This window comes from Acidimicrobiales bacterium (genome assembly GCA_035546775.1).
Lineage (GTDB): Bacteria > Actinomycetota > Acidimicrobiia > Acidimicrobiales > JACCXE01 > JACCXE01.
This window is the reverse complement of record DASZWD010000030.1, coordinates 131483-151722: the sequence shown is the minus strand read 5'-3', so window position 1 is coordinate 151722 and position 20240 is coordinate 131483. Positions and strand designations below refer to the sequence as shown.

The window sequence follows — 20240 nt, the reverse complement described above, 5'->3', positions numbered from 1 at the left end:
GGTGTTCTTCGATTTCGACGGGACCATCTCGACCAAGGACATCGGCGTCCACCTGCTCGAGCGGCTGGCGACGGGCGACTGGCGGGCGCTCGACGACCGCTACTGCGACGGCGTCATCGGTAGCCGTCAGTGCATGGTCGAGCAGTGGGCGTGCATCCCCACCGACGTCGACGAAGCGACGCGCCACGCGGTGGCCGCCGAAGTGCCGATTGACCCGGCGTTCGGGCCCCTGGTGGAGGCATTACGGGCGGGGGGCGCGGAGGTGACCGTCGTCTCCGACGGGTTCGGCTTCTACGTGCACGACCGCGTCGACCCGTTCGGTGTGCCCGTCTTCACCAACGAAGTCGACTTCGCGACCAACACGATGCGGTTCCCGAATGCGAATCCCGACTGCGTCGAGTGCGCCCAGTGCGGCACGTGCAAGCGCCGCTTGATCGAGGAAGCTGCGGCTCGCGGGCGCACGACGGTATTCGTGGGCGACGGGACGAGCGACCGCCACGCGGCGCGTGCCGCCGATGTGGTGTTCGCCACTGAAGCTCTCGCGACCTGGTGCGACGACGAGAGCATCGCTTATCAGCGGTTCGACACGCTCCGCACCGTCATGAAGTCGTTGATGGGGTGATCGGCGAGGTCCACCGTCCCGGTGGCTGCGCAGTGGTACACCATGGCGGCGCGGATGCCGTTGCTGACGTTGTCGGTCGAGCGGTGCATGAGGTGGCTGTCGAATAGGAGTAGGTCCCCGGCGTGCATCAGCACGGGTACCTGCGCCGACGTGTCGAAGTCGACGATTTCGCGGTAGCCGTAGTTAGCGCCGGGGCGGCGGTCGTCGACGTGCTCGTGCACGGGCTCGTGGTGCGAGCCGGGCACGACCCACAAGCAGCCGTTCTCGAGCGTTGCATCCGTCACCGCCAGCCACAGACCGACGATCGGCCGCCCGCCGTTTTCGGGGCCGAAGGCGAAGTAATGGCTGTCCTGGTGCCAGGGCTGGCCCCACGCGCCCGGGTTCTTGAAGATGAACTGCGACAGGAAGCAGTCGACGTCGGGCGACCCGATGAGGTCGGCGGCGATGTCGACGACGGCAGGCGCCGTGATCCACTCGTGGAACACCGAGTCGCGATGCAGCCGGAAGATTTTCGCGACAAGTTGCTCGGGTCGGCCCGCGGTCCCGGCGAGGTTCGCCTCGGGCAGCAGCCACCCGGCTGAACGATCACCTTCGGCGTGGGCCCGCGCCACCGCGATCACGCGGTCCAGCATCGCCTGGCACGTCGCGGCGTCGCTGAACCGCTCGATGCGGACGTATCCGACTTCGGCGTACTGCGCCAACTGCTCCTCTGTCAGCATCACCTCGTAGCGTAGGAGCGCTGGACCGATGACGCCGTCGGCGCGTCGTGCGTGGCGCGTTCCGGCACGCCGTCGGCGCGATACAGCGGCTTCGCCAGGACCAGCTGCACGAGGCCGACGTGGCGCTCGTCGAAGCCGGCCTCGCAGTAGCAGAGGTACGCGCGCCACAACCGGCGGAAGCGCTCGTCGTAACCCAGCGCGTCGAGCGCGTCGGTGGCAGCCTCGAAGTTGTTTCGCCAGCGCCGCAGCGTCTCGGCGTAGTGGTCCGCGTAGTCGTCGAGGCGCAGCGTCCGCATGTCGGTGTCGTGCTTGACGTGATGCGCCATCACTTCGACCGAGGGCAAGCAGCCGTTGGGGAAGATGTAGGTGCGGATGAAGCTGCGGGCGTCCTTCGAGATCTCGAAGCTGCGATCGTCGATCGTGATCGCCTGCAACACCATGAGGCCGTCGGGCTTCAGGAGCGCCGAGCAGCGGGCAAAGAAGGTGTCGAAGTCGCGGTAGCCGACGGCTTCGATCATCTCGATGGATACGAGCTTGTCGTAGGTGCCGGTGAGCTCACGGTAGTCGTCGAGGCGTACCTCGACGAGGTGGTCGACGCCGGCCGCTTTCACGCGGGCGACGGCCTCGTCGTACTGCTCGCGCGAGATGGTGGTCGTGGTGACCCGACAGCCCCGCGTCGTGGCGGCGTAGACGGCGAAGCCGCCCCAGCCGGTGCCGATCTCGAGCAGGTGGTCGTCGGCGCGCAGGTCGAGCTTGCGGCAGGTCGCCTCGAGCTTGGCCTCAGCGGCCTCGGCGAGCGGCGTGTCGCGTTCGGCGAAGAAGGCGCACGAGTACATCAGTCGCGGGTCGAGCCACAACGCGAACATGTCGTTACCCAGGTCGTAGTGCGCCGAGATGTCCTTGCGGCTCCGGCTCGGCGTGTTCCGCACGAACCCGCTGCGCAGGCGCAGCCATGGCGTGCGTATCGGTGAGAGCTTCGCCACGAGCCGGTCGGCGCGCCCGATGTTGCGCGCCGCCACGCGGAACACCGCCGTCAGATCGGGTGTGTCCCACCATCCGTCGACGTACCCGTCGACGATGCCGCGGCTGCCGCGCAGCACGAGCCGCCAGGCCCGCTCGTCGCGGACGAACACCTCGGCGCGTGGGCCGTCGCCGCCGGGCCCGCACACGATGACTTCACCGGTGTGATCGTGGATCGTGAGTTGCCCGACGCGAATTCGCCGCAGCACCGTCAGGGCGGCGCGGCGCGCCGTCTGCGCCGGCATCACGCGGAGACCGCCTTGCGGTGACGCCGCACCTTCACGCCCCGGGCCGACAGCGCGGCAGCGTGACCGTAGATCAGTGCGAGATGACGCCGGCTCGGGAGCGGATATCGCCAGGCGATGCGGCGCAGCGTGGCGCGATCGAACGGTTGGCGTTCGAGGTGCAGCGTGGCGTCGAACACGCGCCGATCGTCCTGGAAGTTGTCGATGTGCACGAACAGCGTGCTCGAGGGCGGGCGGAGGGTGAAGTTGTAGGTGTGATCCATGTCCAAGAACGGGGAGACGTGGAGGCGCTTGGTCACCCTCGCCGTGGTCGTGCGTTCGGGGTCGCACGCCATGACGTAGGTGTGACGTTCACGCCACGGAGTGTTGGTCACCTCGACGGCGACGGCCTGCAATCGGTCCGATTCGTCGAAGCAGTAGTAGAAGCTGGCCGGGTTGAAGCTGTGGCCGAAGCTGCGCAGCGTCGTCAACAGGCGGACGGCCCCGGTCGGCCGGAAGGCGAGCCCCGCGGCGACGGCGTCGCGTACGCACTCGTCGAGCGGTTGGGCGGGGTCGCCCATGAAGTCGGACCGCTCGAAGCTGAACCCGCTGCCTAACGACGTCGGCATCTCGGCGAGGTCGAGGTACGCCATGGCGACGCGGTGCGTGAACACCTGGGGGTGCTCGGTGTAGCGGCGGTGGCGCACGGTGCCCTCGTACACGGCGCTGGCGGTTCCCACGGCCATGACCTCTATCCGTCGCCACGGGTCATCCGGATGACGGATCAGCCCCGTAGGAAAGCTGCGATGCGTCTCGGTGGTGTGCTCGGAGCCTGGATGCGCAACTACGTCATCGCCCCGCGCTACCGCGCCGGGGTCGACGGCTACGTCACCACCAGCGATGGCGTGCGGCTGCATACCGTCACGCTCGCCGGCCCGCCGACCAGCGGGGTGACCGTCCTCATCGCCCCCGGATTCGGGCACTGGCATCGTCATTCCAAGCTGGTCGAGTTCGCCTCGGCCATGGCGGCCCACGCCAACGTCGTGGTGCTCGAGTTGCGGGGCCACGGGCACTCGGGCGGCGCCAGCACGCTCGGCTCGGTCGAGTCCGCTGACGTCGCCGCCGCCGTCGCCGCCGTGCCGGCGGGCCAGGCGCTCGTTCTGGTCGGCGTCAGCCTGGGCGCGGCGGCTTCGGTCGTGTACTGCGGCACGGCAGCCGAACGCGGCCTGCGGGTCCCCGACGCCGTCGTTTCGATCTCGGGTCCGGGTTGGTGGACGCCGGAGCGGCCACGCCAAGGCGTCGCTCGGCTCCTGCGCGCCGCCAGCTCTGGCATCACCCGGGGCGGGATGCGGTTGTTCATGCGCGTGCGCCTCGTCGACGTGGCCGGGCTCGGGTGGTGCGACCCGATCGACGTCGTGGCGAACATCGCCCCGGCACCGCTGCTGCTCGTCCACGACCCCGACGACTGGTACTTCGGCGCCGATCAGGTCGAGGCACTGGCGGCACGCGCCGGCACGACGGCGACGGTGTGGTGGCGTCCGGGTCACGGCCACGCCAGCGATCTGTTCGACGGAGAGCTCTACCGTCGGATCGCCGCCGACGTGATCGGCCCTATCGCTGCGCAGGCGACGGATCGAGCAGGTAGTGCGACACCATCCAGGCGTTCCCCCGGCGCCAGCTCCAAATCTCCTTCGTAGAGATGAAGAACAGTCGCCACGTGGCGACAAGGCGGCGGGCCTCGGACTCGGAACGGTCCCGGCGCAGGACGGCGAGGGCCTCGTCGCGGCGGGCGTCGAAGCGCTCGAGCCACGCGGCGAGCGTCTTGGCGTAGTGCGAACCGTCGAGCGCCCAGCGCTCACGCACGGCGAAGTCCTCACCGAAGCGGAGCAACAGGTCGTGCGACGGCATCGTGCCGGCGGTGAAGAATCGCTCCGACGCCCAGGTGTCGGCGAAGCGGTAGGCGAGGCTGCGGTGCGAGAACACGTGGACGAACAGCAGGCCATCGGGCTTTAGCCACGTGGAGATGCGGTGCAGCAGCTCCTTCCAGTTGCGCATGTGCTCGAACATCTCGACGGACACGACGCGATCGAAGCTGCCTTCGGGCTCGAATGCGTTGACGTCGGCGGTGATCACTTCGAGCTTCTCGGTCAGCCCCCGGCGGTCGCGTTCGGCTTCGATCCAGGCGCGCTGCGACTGCGAGTTCGACACCGCCACAATGCACACGTCGTAGTGCTCCGCCATCCACAGCGACAGCGCGCCCCAGCCGCAGCCGAGGTCGAGGACCTGCATGCCGTCGGCGATGCGCGCCCGTTCGCAGGTGAGGCGCAGCATGGCGTCCTCGGCGGCGTCGAGGGTGTCGACGCCCGCGGGCCAGTAGCAGCAGCTGTACTTGCGCCGCGCCCCCATGAACAGCGCCATGAAATCGGCCGGCAGTTCGTAGTGCTGCTCGTTCGCCTTGGCGGGCAGCTCGGCCACCGGCCCGGTCGACATGTGGGCGACGATGTCGGCGCTGCGGCGCTCCTGGGCTTCGACGCCGCCGCGCGCCTCGTTGCGCTCCCGGTTCCAGGCGCTGAGGCGTGATCCGAGTCGCAGCGCGGCGTCGGGCACGACCCCGAGGCTGAGAGCGCGATCGAGCAGTTCGTAGCGGCGAGCCGTCATATCTGTCATCCGGAGCCCGGGCGGCACCGGATGACATTCCGTGGAGATCGCGGTCATCGGCGGCGGCGTCTCGGGACTCGTAGCCGCCCACCTCTTGCGGCGCAAACACGCCGTCACGGTCTTCGAGGCCGGCGACTACATCGGCGGCCACACCAACACCGTCCGGGTCGACACCGCCGACAACACGTACTGGGTCGACACCGGCTTCATCGTGTTCAACGACCGCAACTACCCGCTATTCGAGCGGTTGTTGCGCACCCTCGGCGTGGGCTGGCAGCCCTCGGACATGAGCTTTTCGGTCACCGACGACCACGGCGATTTCGAGTACGCCAGCACCGGCGTCAACGGCATCTTCGCCAAGCGCACCCACGCCCTCCAACCCGGCTTCTACCGGATGCTCAACGACCTCAACCGCTTCCACCGCGAAGCGAGCGAACTGCTCGACGACCCCGAGGGCGACGAATCGCTCGGCGCCTGGCTCGAGCGCAAGCGTTTCTCGCGGGCCTTCATCGACCGGCTGATCGTGCCGCAGGCCTCGTCGGTGTGGTCGGCCGATCCACGCCAGATGTGGGAGTTCCCGGCGTCGTTCCTCGCCGAGTTCTTCGACAACCACGGCATGCTCGCCATTCGCGGGCGGCCGAAGTGGCGCACAGTGGTGGGCGGTTCGCACCGCTACGTCGAAGCGCTCGTGGCCCCGATGCGCGACCGGATTCACGTGAAGGCGCCGGTGGCGGCGGTGACGCGTCTCGACGACCACGTGCTGGTGCAGCCCACAGGCGGCGAGGCGCGGCGCTTCGACGAAGTGGTGTTCGCGGTGCACTCCGACCAGGCGCTGCGGCGGTTGACCGACGCGTCAGGTCGCGAACACGAGATCCTCGGCGCCATTCCGTACCAGCACAACGAGGCCGTGCTGCACACCGACCGTTCGCTGCTGCCGCGGCGGCGGCGGGCCTGGGCGAGCTGGAACTTCCACCTGCTGGCCGACCCGCCCCCGCTGACGACGGTCACGTATTACATGAACCGCCTCCAGTCGCTGCGGGCCGACCGCGAGTTCTGCGTCACGCTCAACCACACCGCGGCGATCGACCCGTCCACGGTCATCCAGCGCATCGATTACGCCCATCCGGTGTTCACGGCTGCGGGCCGTGACGCCCAGCGGCGGCACAAGGAGATCAGCGGCGTCAACCGCACCCACTACTGCGGCGCCTACTGGGGGTGGGGCTTCCACGAGGACGGGGTCGAAAGCGCGGTGCGGGTCGCCGAGATGTTTGGGGTCGGAGGCCTGTGACCTAGAGTTGCCATCCCGTGAATGACTGGCTGGTGACCCGACGCGCCTCGGCCGAGGCGACTTTGAACGGCGTCGCGCTGCCTACTTCCGACCTCGAAGTGTGGCGCTACAGCCGTATCGACGGTCTCGACCTCGGCCGCTACGCCGCCGTGGCCGACGCCGGCCCCGCGGATCCGGCGGTCGAGCACCCGCTCGTGCCCGCCGAGCGCGCCGCCCTCGTCGTCGTGCGCGACGACCGCATCGTGCACCTCGAGGTCAACGCTCCCGGCTTGAGCGTGCGCGCGCTGTCCGACTTCGCCGAGGCTCCGGCCGAGCTGGGCTCGGCGATCAGCGAGCCCGACGCCTTCACCCTGCGCAACGACGCCTACAGCGAGTCGGGCGTCGTCGTCGACGTCGCCGCCAACGCCGTCGTCGACACGCCCGTGGTCGTGGTCCACGACGTCACCGTCGACGGCGCCCTCGTGTATCCCCGCATCCTGGTGCGCGCCGGCACGTCGGCCAATGTCACCGTGCTCGACGTGGCGCTCTCGGCCGAGATCGACGCGCTGATCCTGCCCGTCGTCGAACTGTGCGCCGGCGCCAACGCCTCGCTGCGCTACGAGTCCGTCCAGGCGCTCGGGCCGAAGGTGTGGCAGATCGCCACGGCCGGTGCGCGCGTCGAACGCGACGGCCACCTCACCTGCGCGGCGATCGCGCTCGGCGGCGCGTACGCCCGCGCCCGGCTCGACTCCAAGGTCCTCGGCCCGGGTGCCTCAGCCGAACTCATCGCCGCCTACTTCGGTTCGGGCGAGCAGATCCACGACTTCCGCACGATGCAGGACCACCACGCGCCCAAGACCAGCAGCGATCTGCTGTTCAAGGGCGTGCTGACCGACACGTCCCGGTCGGTGTACTCGGGCCTCATCCGCATCCGTCCCGGCGCCTCGGGATCAGCGGCGTTCCAGACCAATCGCAACCTTGTCCTCGGCGAGGGCGCCCACGCCGACTCGGTGCCCAACCTCGAGATCGAAGAGAACGACGTGAAGTGTTCGCACGCGTCCGCCGTCGGGCCCGTCGACGCCGACCAGCGCTTCTACCTGGAAGCCCGGGGCGTGCCGACCGAAGTGGCCGAGCGGCTCATCGTGCTCGGTTTCTTCGACGACATCATCGAGCGCACGCCCGTCGTCGAGCTGCGCGACGCGCTGCGCACCGCCGTTGCCCTGAAGTTCGCCGCCGCCGGAGGGGTGCTGTGAGCCGGGTGCGTCTGTGTTCGGTGAAGGAGCTGTCCGACGAGGCGGCGACGCGTTTCGAAGTCGAGGGCCACAAGATCGCTGCGGCGTTGATCGGCGGGCGCGTGTATGCCATCGGCGACGTCTGCTCGCACGCCGACTACTCGCTGTCCGAAGGCGAGCTGTACGCCGGCGAACTCGAACTCGAGTGCCCGAAGCACGGCTCGACGTTCAGCCTGCTCGACGGCGAACCGCAGTGCCTGCCCGCTACCGCCCCCGTCCCGGTGTACGCCACCGAGGTCGACGGCGACGACGTATACGTGGAGTTGCCGTGAGCGTGCTCTCCATCCGTGGGCTCACGGCGTCGATTCCCGGCCGCGACATCCTCAAGGGCATCGACCTCGAGGTGCGCAGCGGTGAGGTGCACGCTGTCATGGGACCCAACGGTTCGGGCAAGTCGACGCTGAGCCACGTGCTCGCCGGCAAACCGGGCTACGAGGTCACCGGTGGCGTCGTCGAACTCGACGGCGAGAACCTGCTGGCACTGCCGGCCTGGGAGCGCGCCCAGCGCGGCTTGTTCCTCGCCATGCAGTACCCGATCGAAGTGCCGGGCGTCTCGGTGACCGACGCGCTGACCGAGGCGTTCCGCGCCAGTGGCCGCGCCGTCGAGCCGGTGGGGGACCTCATCCGCGCCGAGGCGGCGCGCATCGGCTTCGACGAGCGGTTCATCCACCGCCCGCTCAACGTCGACCTGTCGGGCGGCGAGCGCAAGCGCAACGAGACCATGCAGCTCGGCGTGCTGCGCCCGAAGTTCGCCATTCTCGACGAGCTCGACTCGGGCCTCGACGTCGACGCGTTGCGCGACGTGGCCCGCCGCATCGAAGCGGCCACGCAGGAGGACAACCTCGGCGTGCTGGCGATCACCCACTACTCGCGTCTGCTGACCGAGCTGCGCCCCGACGTCGTGCACGTCCTGGCCGGAGGTCGCATCGTGGCCACCGGCGGCCCCGAATTGGCCCAGCAACTCGAAGAGACGGGCTACGCGGGCTACGCCGAGGACGACGTCGTTCCTACGCCCGCTGCCGACGATCCCTTCGCCGACCCCTTCGCCTGAACGCCCGGACTTACGGCGTCGTGGTGGTGGTCGACGACGTTGTGGTCGTCGGGAAGATGCTGTGGGTTGTCGTAGTCGTCGTAGCCGGTGCCGCGGTGGTGCTGGTTGTCGTGGCCGGACCACCGGTACCCGTCTCGCCGTTCGGTGCCGGCTCGTTGAACGGCACGGCGGCCTTCGCGCCACCGATCACGTAGACCGGCGTGCCGTTGGGCACGAGGCTCGGGAAGTAGTACGACACGTACATCGGGATGCGCACGCAGCCGTGCGACGCCGGGTAGGCGGGCACCGCCGGCTCTCCGTGAATGGCGATGCCGCCGTTGAAGTACAGCGGGTTGTAGAGCTTGCCGAGCTTGCTCGTGCGCCAGCCGTTGCGGCGGAAAAACACCTTGTAGGACCCGCCGGGCGTGACCGCGGTGGCGCAGCCGTCGCCGGGCACGCAGTACTTCTTGCCCGAGCCGGTCGACACGTCGACCACCCTGTTGAGCGCGCCGCCGACGTAGAGCTGGAGGATCTGGCGCTGGAGGTCGACCTCGACGCGCGTCGCGCCGCCGGCGGGCAGCATCGGTCCCGGCGCGCCGACCGTGCCGATGAGGTTCAGCACGTCGTCGGTGGCGCGGCCGGTGCGCTTGAGCCCGTGCACCTTCTGGAAGGCGAGCACCGCGTGGTAGGTCGAGGAGTCGAAGTAGCCGTCGACCTTGCCCGGGTCGTACTTCTGGGCGGCGAGGCGCGTCTCGAGCTCCTGCACCTGCGGGCCCTTCGAGCCCATACCAAGACCAGCGGGGGCGACGATCGGCGGCGCCGTGGTCGTCGTCGAGGTGCTCGTGGTGGTGCTCGACGTGGTCGTCGTGCGCTTGATGGCGGCGGCGTCTTTGGCGTCGGACCGGTCGCACGCGGACGCGCCGAACCCAACCGCCAGCGCGGCAAGCGCGGCAAACATGCGATGGGGAAGTGCAACAGCCTTCATTGCGGACAACAGTTTGTCAGACGGAGGCGAAATTTTCCGGATCGATGCCCAATTCGTCCGGATCGGTCAGCGGGTGGAGGATTGTCGGCCGCGTGGCGCGCCACACCGCGACGATGGCGACAAGGGCCAACGCGCCCGCCGTCGTTGTCTCGGTGAGCCCGATCTTGTCGGCGATCCAGCCCTGGAACAGGCCGCCGATCGGGTAGATGGCACCGAGGGCGACGAGGTACAGGCTGAGGATGCGGCCGCGCAGTTCGACGGGCGCCCACAGCGACACCACGTTCTGTAACCCCGAGAGCACGCCGATGTAGAGCGCGCCGACTAGGCCGAGGAGGGCGACGGCCGCCGCCTCGCTCGGCACCGCCGCGTAGGCGATCAACGCCAGCGGCGTGGCCACGACGTTGAGCAGCAGCATGCGACGCCGACCGAAGCGCGCCGCCAAAGGTGCGATGGCGAGGGCACCAATTACCGCGCCGATGCCTTGCGCGGTCGTGAGCCAGCCGGTGATGGCGGCGACGCGACCGGCGTTGTGGGGTGCAAGTTGATACGCGCGCGCCGGGATGAGCGCGATGAACGGCGACACCAGGAACGCCACCACCGCCATCAACGTGATGGCGGCCCGCGCTCCCGGGTTGGCGCGCGTGGCCCGCGCGCCGATGCGAATGCGCTCCCACAGCCGGGTGCCGTCGAGTGAGCGGATGTGGGGGAGCCGGATGACGGCCATTGCCGCCACAACGGCGAAGAAGCTGACGGCGTTGACGGTGAAGGCCCAGCTGTAGCCCCACACTGCGATCACCACGGCCGCGAGCGACGGGCCGAAGACCCGCCCGAAGTTGTACTGGGCCGAGCCGAGGCTGGCCGCCGCGAGGAACTCGTCGCGCTCGACGAGGTCGAGGATCATCGCCTGCTGGAACGGGAGGCGCAGCGCGCCGATGCACCCGGCGACGAACACGACCACGGTCACCGATCCCGGGTGGGCGCGCCCGGTCGCCGCCATCCACGCCAGCAACGTCGCCATGACGGCCTCGAAGATGCTGGCGATCATCACGAAGATGCGCCGGTCGAAGCGGTCGGCGAGGGCGCCGCCGATCGGCGCCAGCAGCCCGATCGGGAGGAAGGCGGCCGCCGCCGCGAGTCCGGCCCACGACGCCTGCCCGGTGCGCGCCGTGACGAAGGCGCCGACGGCGACCGTCTGCATCCAGCTGCCGGCGTTGGAGACGAAGCCGGCGGCCCACACGATGGCGAAGTCGCGATGGCGCATCGGCGCCAGCGACGCCGGCAGCTTCATGCGTCGACCCGCGACGACAACGCGAATCCGACCACGGCGACGGCGATCATCACGCCGAAGGTCACCGACAACGCGCCCTTGGTCGAATGATGCCCGGCCGTCGCGATGGCCACGATCGCGCCGGCGACGCCGGTGCCTGTCGCCGTGCCGAGGGTGTCGAAGATCTGGCGGGCCGCGATGGTGGTGCCGGCCGGGCCGGTGTCGTCATCGCCCTCGTCGGCCGCGCCCGCGTTGAGCACGATGAGGGCAACACCTTGGTAGCCCAGGCCCATTCCAAGGCCGGCGACGATCCAGGCGCCGGGGAAGATCACGATCGGGACGTCCGGGCGCAACCCGAGCAGCACGAGCACGATCCCGCCGAGCACGAACACAAACCCGGCGCGGACCCGCGTCGTCGCCGACACGGTCTCGTTGAGACGAGCCGTGAGCCACGCACCGACCGTCCACGAGATCGCCCCGAGGGTGAGCGCCAACCCGGCGAATCCGACCGAGCGGTGGCGGACGCGGGTGACAGCCAGCGGCACGAAGGCATCGGTCGAGAAGAACGCGAAATTGATGACGGCATTGAGCGCGATGGCGGCGGGCGCGCCCGCCGCGAGACGGAATGTGCCCGCCGGGCTGAGCCGGTACAGCGCCGGCCCGGCGACGGCGAAGCCGACGGCGGTGAAGGCGAGCGGCCAGAGGTCGTGGGCATTGGTGAGCCCGCCGATGACGCAGGCAAAGCCGACGGCGACGAACAGCGGATCGGCCACTCGCCGCGTTGCCGCGTGGGCGATCGACTCCGCGGTAGGCACGAACGGGCGCAGCGCCGGAAGCGTCAGGCCGCTGGCGACGGCGACAAGCGGGATCAGCCCGGCGAACACCCAGCGCCAGCCGAACGCCGTCGTCACCAACGCCGAGGCGCCGGGTCCGACGAGTCCCGGCACGACCCACGAACTCGACATCACCGCCAACATGGCGGCGCGCAGACGCGGGGGATAAGCGCGCCCGATGGCGACGTTGGCCACCGACGACACGGCGCCGGCGCCGAGGCCCTGCACGATGCGCCCGCCGACGAGCACGATCATCGACGGCGCCGTGGCGCAGATCAGCAGGCCGGCGCAGAACAGCGGCGCGCCGACGGTGAGCACGAAGTACAGCCCGCGCTCGTCGATGGCACGCCCGGAGATGGCGATGCTCGCCACCATCGACAGCATGAACGCGGCGAACACCCAGCCGTAGAGGCCGACGCTGCCGAGTTCCTTCGCGGCGGCGGGCAGCGCGGTGTTGACCGCCAGCGCCTCGAAGGCGACCAGCGTGACGAGGAGGATCAGCCCGACGGTGACGGCCCGTCGGGCCGGAGCCCACAGGCCGTCGGGCACGTGGTGGCTAGCCCTCGATGGTGATGGCGCCGGTCGGGCAGCGCTCGGCCGCTTCCTCGACCTCGGCGCGCATCGATTCCGGCGGTTCTTCGATCAGGACGTAGAGGTAGCCGTCGTCGCGGACCTCGAACACCTTCGGGGCGATCTCCATGCAGACCGCGTTGGACTGGCAGATGTCGAAATCGACAACGACCTTCATCGGGCGACCATCCCTCCGTCGACAACGAATTCAGAACCGGTTGAGTAGAACGAGTCATCCGACGCCAGGAACAGCACGAGCTTGGCGACCGTCTCCGGCCCGGTTTCCTGACCCATCGGGATGACTTGGCGCACGGCGTCCATCACGCCGAGGTCTTTGAACTCGGCCGCCATCGGCGTGTCGATGATGCCGGGGTGGACCGAGTTCACCCGCACGCCGAACGCCGCGTATTCGTTGGCCGCGGTCTTGGTCATGCCGCGCACCGCCCACTTCGACGCGGTGTAGGCGATCGTGCCGGCGGTGCCCTTGAGGCCCGCCACCGACGAGATGTTGATGATCGAGCCGCGGCCCGCCTCGCACATCGCCGGGCCGACCGTCTTGATCCCGAGGAACACGCCCGTGGTGTTGATGTTCTGCACGCGCTGGAAGTCCTCGAGCGACGTCATCGCGATCGGGCGAATGATGAAGATGCCGGCGTTGTTCACGAGGATGTCGGGCGCGCCGAACTCGTCGACGGTGAACTGCAGGGCCGCCTGCCAGTCCTCTTCGGAGGTGACGTCGAGGTGCACGTAGCGGCACGCCTCGCCGATGCGCTCCGCCGTGGCCTTGCCCTCGTCGTCGAGCACGTCGCCGATGACGACGCGGGCGCCCTCGCTTACGAACAGTTCCGCCTCGGTCGCTCCTTGACCGCGGGCGCCACCCGAGATCAGCGCCACCTTGCCGTCGAGCCGTCCCCCCATCTGGACCTCAGACCTGCTTGATGTGCCGGGCGTCGAGGTGCCCGAGCTCTTGCTTGTTGTCGAACAAGACCCGGTAGCGGCGCCAGTTCATGCCGTTGGCGACGATGACCTTGCCCTTGGTGCCCGCGGGCACGCCCGGCAGATCCGTGATCGCCTCCACCTTGTCGTGCACCTTGAGCATCAGCCCGGTGAGGTCTTCGGTCGCGTACTTATGGGGTGCGTATTCGCGGGCCACGCCGGGAACTCTAGTTAGGCGGTGGCTTCGTCCAATGCTTGGGTGAGCGTGTTCCAGCTCAGCGTGGCGCACTTGATGCGGACGGGGAACTTCACCACGCCCTGAAGCGCCTCGAGATCGCCGAGCTTGACGTCGGCGTCGGCGGCGGCATCCTCGGCGGACGGGGCTTCGCCTTCGCCCTCGAGACGGCTCTCGTGGATCGACATCATCGACTTGAACGCCCGCACGAGCGCCCGCACCTCGGCGACGGTCTTGCCCTTGATGGCGGCCGACATCATCGACGCCGAGGACTGGCTGATCGAGCAGCCCTGGCCGCCGATCTTCACGTCGGTCACGACGCCGTCTTCGACCTGGAGGTACAGCACGATCTCGTCGCCGCACAGCGGGTTGTAGCCCTCGACCTTGGTGGCGGGGGGCGACGGCAACTCGCCCCGGTTCCGCGGCGAGCGGTAATGGTCGAGGATGATCTCGCGATAGAGGTCTTCGAGGCCGGCCATGGCGATCAGATTCCTAGCAAAACATGGCGTCGGCATCGACCAACGCAGTGATCAGGGCGTCGACGTCGGACGTGTCGTTGTACACGTAGAACGACGCGCGGGCGGTAGCGGGCACGCCGAGGCAGCGCATCAGCGGCTTGGCGCAGTGGTGACCGGCGCGCACGCACACGCCGTGGGTGTCGAGCACCTGGGCGATGTCGTGCGGGTGGATGTCCTTGTACGCGAACGAGAACACGCCGGTGCGGTGCTCGACGTTGTGCGGTCCGTGGACCGTGGCGTCGTCGCCGAAGTGCTCGCGGAAGGCGTCGAACGCGTACTGCGTCAATTCCATCTCGTGCTGGCGGATCGCATCCATGCCGAGGGCGCCGATGTAGTCGACGGCCGCGCCGAGCCCGATCGCCTCGGCGATCGGGGGCGTGCCCGCCTCGAACTTCCACGGCACGTCGTTGGGCTCGAAGCCATCGAGGCGGACGTCGCGGATCATCTCGCCACCGCCGAGGAACGGCGGGATCTGCTCGAGCAGGTCGCGGCGCGCCCACAGGCCGCCGATGCCGGTCGGGCCGAGCATCTTGTGGCCCGTCCACCCGAAGGCGTCACAGCCGAGCGCGGCGACGTCGGTGACGACGTGCGGCGCTGACTGCGCGCCGTCGACGAGTACGACGGCCCCGGCCGCGTGCGCCGCGTCGGTGATCTGGCGGATTGGGTTGAGCGTGCCGAGCACGTTCGACGCCGCGGTGACGCCGACGAACTTCACGCCCGCGAGCTTGGCGTCGAGGTCCGACAGGTCGAGGTAGCCGTCGGGCGTCGTCTCGAGGTAGCGCAACTCGACGCCGAGTTGCGGCGCCAGCATCAGCCACGGCACCAACATCGCGTGGTGCTCCATGGTGGTCAGCAGGACGACGTCGCCCGGCTTGAGGTTTTGGCGGCCCCAGCTCTGGACGAACAAGTTGATGCCTTCGGTGACGTTCTTGGCGAAGACGACCTCGGCGGTGTCGCCGGCGCCGAGGAAGCGCGCCATCTTCGCCCGCGCGTCCTCGTACATCTGCGTGGCCTGCTCGGCGATCGCGTAGACGCCGCGGTGCACGTTGGCGTGCGTCGTCTCGTAGTAGCGGGTCATGGCGTCGAGTACAGCCGTGGGCTTCTGCGACGACGACGCGCTGTCGAGGTACACGAGTTTGCCGTCGGCGAGGATCGGAAAGTCCTTGCGGACGACCGTGGAGTCGAGCTTCGGCGTCACGCCCGGAACCCTTCGTAACCCTCCGACTCCAGCGTCTCTGCCAACTCGGGGCCACCCGACTTGGCGATGCGGCCGTCGAAGAGCAGGTGCACGAAGTCGGGTTTTAGCTCGTCGAGGATGCGCTGGTAGTGCGTGATGACGACGACGCCGAGGTCGGGCCGGGCGGTGCGCACCTGACGCACGCCGTTGGCGACGATGCGCAGGGCGTCGATGTCGAGCCCGGAGTCGGTCTCGTCGAGGATGGCGACGTCGGGTTCGAGGATGGCCATCTGGAGGATCTCGTTGCGCTTCTTCTCGCCGCCGGAGAAGCCCTCGTTGAGGTAGCGGTCGCCAAAGCTCGGGTCCATGTCGAGCTTCTTCATCCACTCCATGATCGACAACCGCAGTTCGAGTACCGACAGGTCGACGCCCTTGCGCTGCGACAAGGCTTGGCGCAGGAACTGGACGACGGGAACGCCGGCGATCTCTTCGGGGTACTGGAAGGCGAGGAACATGCCGGCCTTGGCCCGCACGTCGGTCGGCCAGTCGGTGACGTCTTGGCCCTTGAAGAAGATCTTGCCGTCGGTGACTGCGTACTCGGGGTTGCCGAGCAGCGTGTTGGCCAGCGTCGACTTGCCCGAGCCGTTCGGGCCCATGATGGCGTGGATCTCACCGGGGCGGACGACGAGGTCGAGGCCGCGCAGGATCTCGGTTCCGTCGACCGACGCGTGCAGGTTCTGGACCTCGAGGACAGGAGGGTTCGGGCTGGTCACGACCGCTCCAGTTTATTACCACTACGGCGATAGGGGAAATACGACGGGGTAGCTTTCACTCGCCATGACTGCGCCCTGGACCTTCGCCAGCGAACCGCCGGTTCTCGGGGCCGCGGGCGACGTCACCTCGCTGGTCGAGGGCTCGTCGTTCTGCGTCAGCGCGGCATCGGGCGACATCGTCGCCGGTTCACCCCACGGCCTGTTCTTCCGGGACTCGCGCCTGATCAGCCGGTGGGAGCTGCGGCTCAACGGCAGCCGTCCCGAGGCGCTCGCCCACGTCGAACCCGACCCCTTCGCCGGGGTCACGGTGGCACGCGATCGCCCGCGGCCCGGTCACGCCGACTCGACCCTCATGCTGTTCCGGCGCCGCTGGATCGGCCGGGGCATGCGCGAGGACATCGAGCTGCGCAACGTGGGGAAGGAACCGGCGTACTGCCGCGTCGAGTTGGCGGTCGAGTCCGACTTCGCCGACTTGTTCGAAGTGAAGGAGCAACGTGTCAGCGGCGGCGGCCAGACCACCGCCGAAGTCCGGGGCGATTCGATCGTCTTCACCCACGTGCGCGGCGAGTCGTCGCGCCGGCTGACGGTCGCCTTCGGTGACGGCGCCCGTGTCACCGACAAGGGCGTCACGTGGGAGGCGATCGTGCCGGCCGACGGCACGTGGTCGGCGTCGATCGGCGCGTCGGTCGCCATCGACGACCACGAGATCGAGCCGCGCTTCAAGCCCGGCGTGTCAACGGCGCAAGCCGCACCCGAAGAACGTCTCAACCGCTGGCGCGCCGCGGTCCCCGACGTCGACTCCGACCACCCGCTGTTGGCGTCCGTCATCGCCCGCGGCGCCGAGGACCTCGGCGCGCTGCGCATCTTCGATCCCGAGCATCCCGAGCGGGCCGTGGTGGCCGCCGGCGCGCCGTGGTTCATGACGCTGTTCGGGCGCGACTCGTTGCTCACGTCGTGGATGTCGATGGTCGTCGACCCCGACCTCGCCCTCGGCGTGCTGCAAACGCTGGCGCGCTTTCAGGGGACCAAGGTCGACCTGCGCACCGAGGAGGAACCCGGTCGCATCCTGCACGAGATGCGTTTCGGCGAGGCGTCCTCGCTGTCGTTGGGCGGCGGGACGATCTACTACGGCACCGCCGACGCCACCCCGCTGTTCGTGATCGTGCTGGGCGAGTTGCGCCGCTGGGGTCTGGCGCCCGAGATCGTCGACGCGCTGGCGCCGAACGCTGAAGCGGCGGTGAAGTGGCTCGTCGAATACGGCGACGCCGACGGCGACGGCTACGTCGAGTACCAGCGCAAGACGGACCACGGTCTCGCGAACCAAGGCTGGAAGGACTCGTGGGACGGGGTGCAGTTTGCCGACGGCACCATCGCGCGCGCCCCCATCGCGCTCGCCGAAGTGCAGGGCTACGCCTACGCCGCCTACCTCGCGTGGGCGTACTTCCTTGCTGAACTCGGTCGCGGTGACGAGTCGGGCGAGTGGCGTGAGCGTGCCGCCGAACTCAAGCGCCGCTTCAACGAAGACTTCTGGCTCGAGGACAAGCAGTGTTTCGCCATCGCGCTTGACGGCGACAAGCGACCGGTTGACGCCGTCGCTTCGAACCAGGGCCACTGCCTGTGGACCGGCATCGTCGAGCCGGAGAGGGCGGCGGCCGTCGTGCGGACGTTGATGTCGCCCGAGATGTTCTCGGGCTGGGGCGTGCGCACCATGGCGACGAGCTCGGCGGGCTACAACCCGATCGGCTACCACACCGGTTCGGTGTGGCCCCACGACAACGCCGTGATCGTCGCCGGGCTCGTGCGGTACGGCTTCGTCGAAGAGGCGCACGTGATCATGAACGGCATGTTCGACGCCGCCGCGCTCTACAACCGCCGCCTGCCCGAGCTGTTCGCCGGGTTGGCGCGCGACGAGTTTCCCGGCGTCGTGCCCTACCCGACGTCGTGCTCGCCGCAAGCATGGGCGTCGGCGACGCCGCTGGCGTTCCTGCGCGCCATCCTGCGCCTCGACCCCTGGGTGCCCCACGCCCAGATCTGGATGGCGCCGCAGCTCCTGCCCGGAATGTCGGAACTGAAGGTCCACAACATCAACCTGGGGGGCGGGCGCGTCACGGTCCTCGTGACGGAGAAGGGCACCGAAGTCGAGGGGCTGCCCGATGGGATCGAGCTCGTGACCGAACCACGCGATCCGATGACGGCGCAGACGCCGAGCGCCCCCTAGGTCTGGGGCCGCCAGCGGGTAACGAGGTCGGTGAGGTCGGCCTCGTTGGGGTGCTTCGCCGCCGCGGCGGTGGGCGTGCCGAGGTAGAGGAAGCCGACGATGGCGTCGTCCTCGGAGAAGCCGAGCGCCGCTTTCACGTCGTCGTCATAGGCCGGGTCGCCGGTGCGCCACATCGACCCGTAGCCGAGAGCGGTCGCGGCGATCAGCATGTTCTGTGACGCCGCCGCGGCCGCGGCGTACTGCTCGATGAACGGGATCGAGTCCTCGCCGCGGTTCACCGCACCCACGACAACCACGAGCGGGGCGCGGCCCAGCTTCGTGCGTTCCTTGTCCTCCTTGGCGGCGACGATCTCCTTTCCCGCCGCGAGAGTGCGGGCGCGATAGGCATCGGCGAGCACGCCCCCGAACGCGTCCTTGGCGTCGCCGTCGAGGACGACGAACTTCCATGGGCGCAGCGTCTTGTGGTCCGGAGCGACGGCGGCGGCGCGCAGAATCGTGTCGAGGTCCTCGGGCGTCGGCGCCGGCGGTTGCAGGCGTCCGATCGAGCGGCGGGCGAAGATGGCGTCGAGGGCGTCCACTACCAGCCGCGGGCTTCCCACTCGTCGACGTGGGGCCGTTCGGTGCCGAGCGTCGTCGACTTGCCGTGCCCCGGCAGCACGAGCATCTCGTCGGGGTAGGTGAAGAGCCGCTGGCGCAGCGACTGCATGATCGTCGGGAACGACGCGTTCTCGAAGTGCGTCGCACCCGGGCCGCCCGGGAACAGGGTGTCGCCCGTCAACAGCAGGGGCGTGCCCTGCACTTGGAAGCACATCGAGCCCGGGGTGTGGCCCGGGGTGGCGATCGTGTGGATCCGCAGGCGGCCGACTTCGATCACGGACTCGTCTTCGAGGATCTCGTCATAGGACGGGAGCATCCCGGCGTCGGCCTGCGTGACGGCCACCGAGTAGCCGGCGTCGCGGACCGCGGGCACGGCCTGGATGTGGTCCCAGTGGCCGTGGGTCTCGACGACCCGGCGCACGTCGAGCGCCCGGCACAAGTCGAGCAGCTTCTCGTGCTCGTTCGCCGCGTCGACGAGCATGCCCTCGCCCGTCTCCTTGCATCGCACCACGTACACGTTGTTGTCGTAGGCCCCCACGACCACCATGTGCACTTCGGCCAACGCGTCCTCGAAGATGAGCGTGCTCACAGCTGCCACGCTACGCGTTGTGGCCTTTGGCGGACTTTGGATCGTGATTCGACCCGAATCACGGTCCAAACTCCGCCAATCATCTGGTACCGACGAGGTCGGCGACGTCGGGGTGGAGGGCGGCGACGGTTTTGTCGAGGGTGACGAGGCGCGCGTCGTGCGCTCGGGCGAGGTACGCCAGGTAGGCGTCGGTCACCTGGCGGGGACCGATGACCCCGGCGAGATCGATGTCGTAGGTGTTGTCGTCGGGCCAGAATCTGTGCCGCTCGTTGCCCGTCACACCGCGCAGCACGGCGATGGCTTCGGCCGCGGTCGCGCCGTGACGGATGAGAAAGCGCACCAGGGCACCCTGCGTCGTTGGTGATGTCGCGAACGGCTCGCCGTCGCGGATGAACCATTCCTCTGCGAGCGTGTGGTGGACGTGGTCACCCACCACGAGTGCGATGAGCAAGTTGGGATCGAGCAGCCGGTCAGTCATCGAGGGCGCGGACGTCGTCCTGGGTTACGAGGCGGCCGACGCGGGCGAGCGGGAGACCGGTGCGCCGAGACCGCCCGAGGGCGACGTTGCCCGGCTCGCCGAGTCCGCGGCGGATGAGCATCACGACGGCTTCGCTCATCGTTATGCGCTGGTCTCGGGACAAGCCGCGCGCGACAGCGTGGATGTCGTCGGGCAGGTCGATCGTGGTTCGCATCAAGATGCATTGTGCATC

At 69.0% G+C, this 20240-nt stretch carries 24 protein-coding genes; 7 read left to right on the top strand and 17 right to left on the bottom strand.

Annotated features, from left to right (window positions below):
* The first annotated feature begins 1 nt into the window (after position 1).
* On the top strand, positions 2-622 hold the full coding sequence (locus tag VHC63_06565; protein HVV36250.1) for an HAD-IB family phosphatase: 621 nt from the start codon (positions 2-4) through the stop codon (positions 620-622).
* Here the strand turns inward: VHC63_06565 and VHC63_06560 are convergent.
* Genes VHC63_06560 through VHC63_06550 form a run of 3 tightly spaced genes read right to left on the bottom strand, consistent with a single transcriptional unit; the run spans position 574 to position 3331 of the window.
* Positions 574-1341, bottom strand: a complete 768-nt coding sequence (locus tag VHC63_06560; GenBank protein HVV36249.1) for a phytanoyl-CoA dioxygenase family protein — start codon at positions 1339-1341, stop codon at positions 574-576. The genes VHC63_06565 and VHC63_06560 overlap by 49 nt on opposite strands.
* Complete coding sequence (locus VHC63_06555) at positions 1341-2606, bottom strand: cyclopropane-fatty-acyl-phospholipid synthase family protein (GenBank protein HVV36248.1); 1266 nt, start codon at positions 2604-2606, stop codon at positions 1341-1343. The genes VHC63_06560 and VHC63_06555 overlap by 1 nt, the downstream gene beginning before the upstream one ends.
* The gene (locus VHC63_06550) at positions 2606-3331 is read right to left on the bottom strand and encodes a DUF1365 domain-containing protein (GenBank protein HVV36247.1); all 726 of its coding nucleotides are present in this window, start codon (positions 3329-3331) and stop codon (positions 2606-2608) included. Before VHC63_06550 ends, VHC63_06555 begins: the two co-directional genes overlap by 1 nt.
* Positions 3332-3391: 60 nt before the next feature.
* Between VHC63_06550 and VHC63_06545 the strand changes: the two genes are divergently transcribed.
* Positions 3392-4282: an alpha/beta fold hydrolase gene (locus tag VHC63_06545; protein ID HVV36246.1), complete on the top strand. Its 891-nt coding sequence runs from the start codon at positions 3392-3394 to the stop codon at positions 4280-4282.
* Here VHC63_06545 and VHC63_06540 read toward each other — a convergent pair.
* Positions 4197-5243, bottom strand: a complete 1047-nt coding sequence (locus VHC63_06540) for a cyclopropane-fatty-acyl-phospholipid synthase family protein (protein HVV36245.1) — start codon at positions 5241-5243, stop codon at positions 4197-4199. The two genes, VHC63_06545 and VHC63_06540, sit on opposite strands and share 86 nt — an antisense overlap.
* A 40-nt stretch (positions 5244-5283) precedes the next feature.
* On the opposite strand from VHC63_06540, the gene VHC63_06535 reads away from it, so the two are divergent.
* Genes VHC63_06535 through sufC (VHC63_06520) form a run of 4 tightly spaced genes read left to right on the top strand, consistent with a single transcriptional unit; the run spans position 5284 to position 8853 of the window.
* Entirely contained in the window at positions 5284-6531 is a 1248-nt protein-coding gene (locus VHC63_06535) for an FAD-dependent oxidoreductase (protein HVV36244.1), read from the top strand.
* Between the two features lie 17 nt (positions 6532-6548).
* Positions 6549-7763 (top strand): Fe-S cluster assembly protein SufD, encoded by a 1215-nt coding sequence (sufD, locus tag VHC63_06530; protein ID HVV36243.1) that lies wholly within the window; start codon positions 6549-6551, stop codon positions 7761-7763.
* The gene (locus VHC63_06525; protein ID HVV36242.1) at positions 7760-8074 is read left to right on the top strand and encodes a non-heme iron oxygenase ferredoxin subunit; all 315 of its coding nucleotides are present in this window, start codon (positions 7760-7762) and stop codon (positions 8072-8074) included. The genes sufD and VHC63_06525 overlap by 4 nt, the downstream gene beginning before the upstream one ends.
* Positions 8071-8853, top strand: coding sequence for a Fe-S cluster assembly ATPase SufC (sufC, locus tag VHC63_06520; protein HVV36241.1), 783 nt, complete (start codon positions 8071-8073; stop codon positions 8851-8853). Before VHC63_06525 ends, sufC (VHC63_06520) begins: the two co-directional genes overlap by 4 nt.
* Before the next feature lie 10 nt (positions 8854-8863).
* On the opposite strand, the gene VHC63_06515 is transcribed toward sufC (VHC63_06520), so the two are convergent.
* The 9 genes from VHC63_06515 to sufC (VHC63_06475) are packed head-to-tail and all read right to left on the bottom strand — an operon-like array spanning position 8864 to position 16126.
* A complete protein-coding gene (locus VHC63_06515; protein ID HVV36240.1) occupies positions 8864-9790 on the bottom strand; it encodes a L,D-transpeptidase family protein in 927 nt (308 codons plus the stop codon).
* 43 nt (positions 9791-9833) lie between these two features.
* Positions 9834-11105: an MFS transporter gene (locus VHC63_06510; GenBank protein ID HVV36239.1), complete on the bottom strand. Its 1272-nt coding sequence runs from the start codon at positions 11103-11105 to the stop codon at positions 9834-9836.
* On the bottom strand, positions 11102-12466 hold the full coding sequence (locus VHC63_06505) for an MFS transporter (protein ID HVV36238.1): 1365 nt from the start codon (positions 12464-12466) through the stop codon (positions 11102-11104). The genes VHC63_06510 and VHC63_06505 overlap by 4 nt, the downstream gene beginning before the upstream one ends.
* Before the next feature lie 7 nt (positions 12467-12473).
* Entirely contained in the window at positions 12474-12665 is a 192-nt protein-coding gene (locus VHC63_06500) for a ferredoxin (protein HVV36237.1), read from the bottom strand.
* Entirely contained in the window at positions 12662-13405 is a 744-nt protein-coding gene (locus tag VHC63_06495) for a glucose 1-dehydrogenase (GenBank protein HVV36236.1), read from the bottom strand. Before VHC63_06495 ends, VHC63_06500 begins: the two co-directional genes overlap by 4 nt.
* A 7-nt stretch (positions 13406-13412) precedes the next feature.
* The gene (locus VHC63_06490) at positions 13413-13640 is read right to left on the bottom strand and encodes a hypothetical protein (protein HVV36235.1); all 228 of its coding nucleotides are present in this window, start codon (positions 13638-13640) and stop codon (positions 13413-13415) included.
* A 14-nt stretch (positions 13641-13654) separates the two neighbouring features.
* Positions 13655-14137: an SUF system NifU family Fe-S cluster assembly protein gene (locus VHC63_06485; protein HVV36234.1), complete on the bottom strand. Its 483-nt coding sequence runs from the start codon at positions 14135-14137 to the stop codon at positions 13655-13657.
* Between the two features lie 13 nt (positions 14138-14150).
* Positions 14151-15374 (bottom strand): cysteine desulfurase, encoded by a 1224-nt coding sequence (locus VHC63_06480; protein ID HVV36233.1) that lies wholly within the window; start codon positions 15372-15374, stop codon positions 14151-14153.
* Positions 15371-16126: a Fe-S cluster assembly ATPase SufC gene (gene sufC, locus VHC63_06475; GenBank protein ID HVV36232.1), complete on the bottom strand. Its 756-nt coding sequence runs from the start codon at positions 16124-16126 to the stop codon at positions 15371-15373. Before sufC (VHC63_06475) ends, VHC63_06480 begins: the two co-directional genes overlap by 4 nt.
* A gap of 64 nt (positions 16127-16190) precedes the next feature.
* Here sufC (VHC63_06475) and VHC63_06470 point away from each other — a divergent pair, with 64 nt between their 5' ends.
* Positions 16191-18344, top strand: a complete 2154-nt coding sequence (locus VHC63_06470) for a glycogen debranching N-terminal domain-containing protein (GenBank protein HVV36231.1) — start codon at positions 16191-16193, stop codon at positions 18342-18344.
* On the opposite strand, the gene VHC63_06465 is transcribed toward VHC63_06470, so the two are convergent.
* The 4 genes from VHC63_06465 to VHC63_06450 form a co-directional block, all read right to left on the bottom strand.
* Entirely contained in the window at positions 18341-18922 is a 582-nt protein-coding gene (locus VHC63_06465) for a nitroreductase (GenBank protein HVV36230.1), read from the bottom strand. The genes VHC63_06470 and VHC63_06465 overlap by 4 nt on opposite strands.
* Positions 18922-19530 carry an MBL fold metallo-hydrolase gene (locus tag VHC63_06460; GenBank protein ID HVV36229.1) on the bottom strand — a complete coding sequence of 203 codons (609 nt, stop codon included), beginning with the start codon at positions 19528-19530 and terminating at the stop codon, positions 18922-18924. The genes VHC63_06465 and VHC63_06460 overlap by 1 nt, the downstream gene beginning before the upstream one ends.
* Before the next feature lie 79 nt (positions 19531-19609).
* Positions 19610-20008 (bottom strand): TA system VapC family ribonuclease toxin, encoded by a 399-nt coding sequence (locus VHC63_06455; GenBank protein ID HVV36228.1) that lies wholly within the window; start codon positions 20006-20008, stop codon positions 19610-19612.
* Positions 20001-20222: a hypothetical protein gene (locus VHC63_06450; GenBank protein HVV36227.1), complete on the bottom strand. Its 222-nt coding sequence runs from the start codon at positions 20220-20222 to the stop codon at positions 20001-20003. The genes VHC63_06455 and VHC63_06450 overlap by 8 nt, the downstream gene beginning before the upstream one ends.
* Between the last annotated feature and the right edge of the window lie 18 nt (positions 20223-20240).

Bases quoted from the DNA above. Each gene is read 5' to 3' on its own strand.
- VHC63_06555 (HVV36248.1), bottom strand. From the start codon at position 2,606: ATGCCGGCGCAGACGGCGCGCCGCGCCGCCCTGACGGTGCTGCGGCGA.
- VHC63_06455 (HVV36228.1), bottom strand. From the start codon at position 20,008: ATGACTGACCGGCTGCTCGATCCCAACTTGCTCATCGCACTCGTGGTG.
- VHC63_06515 (HVV36240.1), bottom strand. From the start codon at position 9,790: ATGTTTGCCGCGCTTGCCGCGCTGGCGGTTGGGTTCGGCGCGTCCGCG.
- VHC63_06545 (HVV36246.1), top strand. From the start codon at position 3,392: ATGCGTCTCGGTGGTGTGCTCGGAGCCTGGATGCGCAACTACGTCATC.
- VHC63_06550 (HVV36247.1), bottom strand. From the start codon at position 3,331: ATGGCCGTGGGAACCGCCAGCGCCGTGTACGAGGGCACCGTGCGCCAC.
- VHC63_06540 (HVV36245.1), bottom strand. From the start codon at position 5,243: ATGACGGCTCGCCGCTACGAACTGCTCGATCGCGCTCTCAGCCTCGGG.
- VHC63_06485 (HVV36234.1), bottom strand. From the start codon at position 14,137: ATGGCCGGCCTCGAAGACCTCTATCGCGAGATCATCCTCGACCATTAC.
- VHC63_06500 (HVV36237.1), bottom strand. From the start codon at position 12,665: ATGAAGGTCGTTGTCGATTTCGACATCTGCCAGTCCAACGCGGTCTGC.
- VHC63_06560 (HVV36249.1), bottom strand. From the start codon at position 1,341: ATGCTGACAGAGGAGCAGTTGGCGCAGTACGCCGAAGTCGGATACGTC.
- VHC63_06495 (HVV36236.1), bottom strand. From the start codon at position 13,405: ATGGGGGGACGGCTCGACGGCAAGGTGGCGCTGATCTCGGGTGGCGCC.
- VHC63_06510 (HVV36239.1), bottom strand. From the start codon at position 11,105: ATGAAGCTGCCGGCGTCGCTGGCGCCGATGCGCCATCGCGACTTCGCC.
- VHC63_06470 (HVV36231.1), top strand. From the start codon at position 16,191: ATGACTGCGCCCTGGACCTTCGCCAGCGAACCGCCGGTTCTCGGGGCC.
- VHC63_06450 (HVV36227.1), bottom strand. From the start codon at position 20,222: ATGCGAACCACGATCGACCTGCCCGACGACATCCACGCTGTCGCGCGC.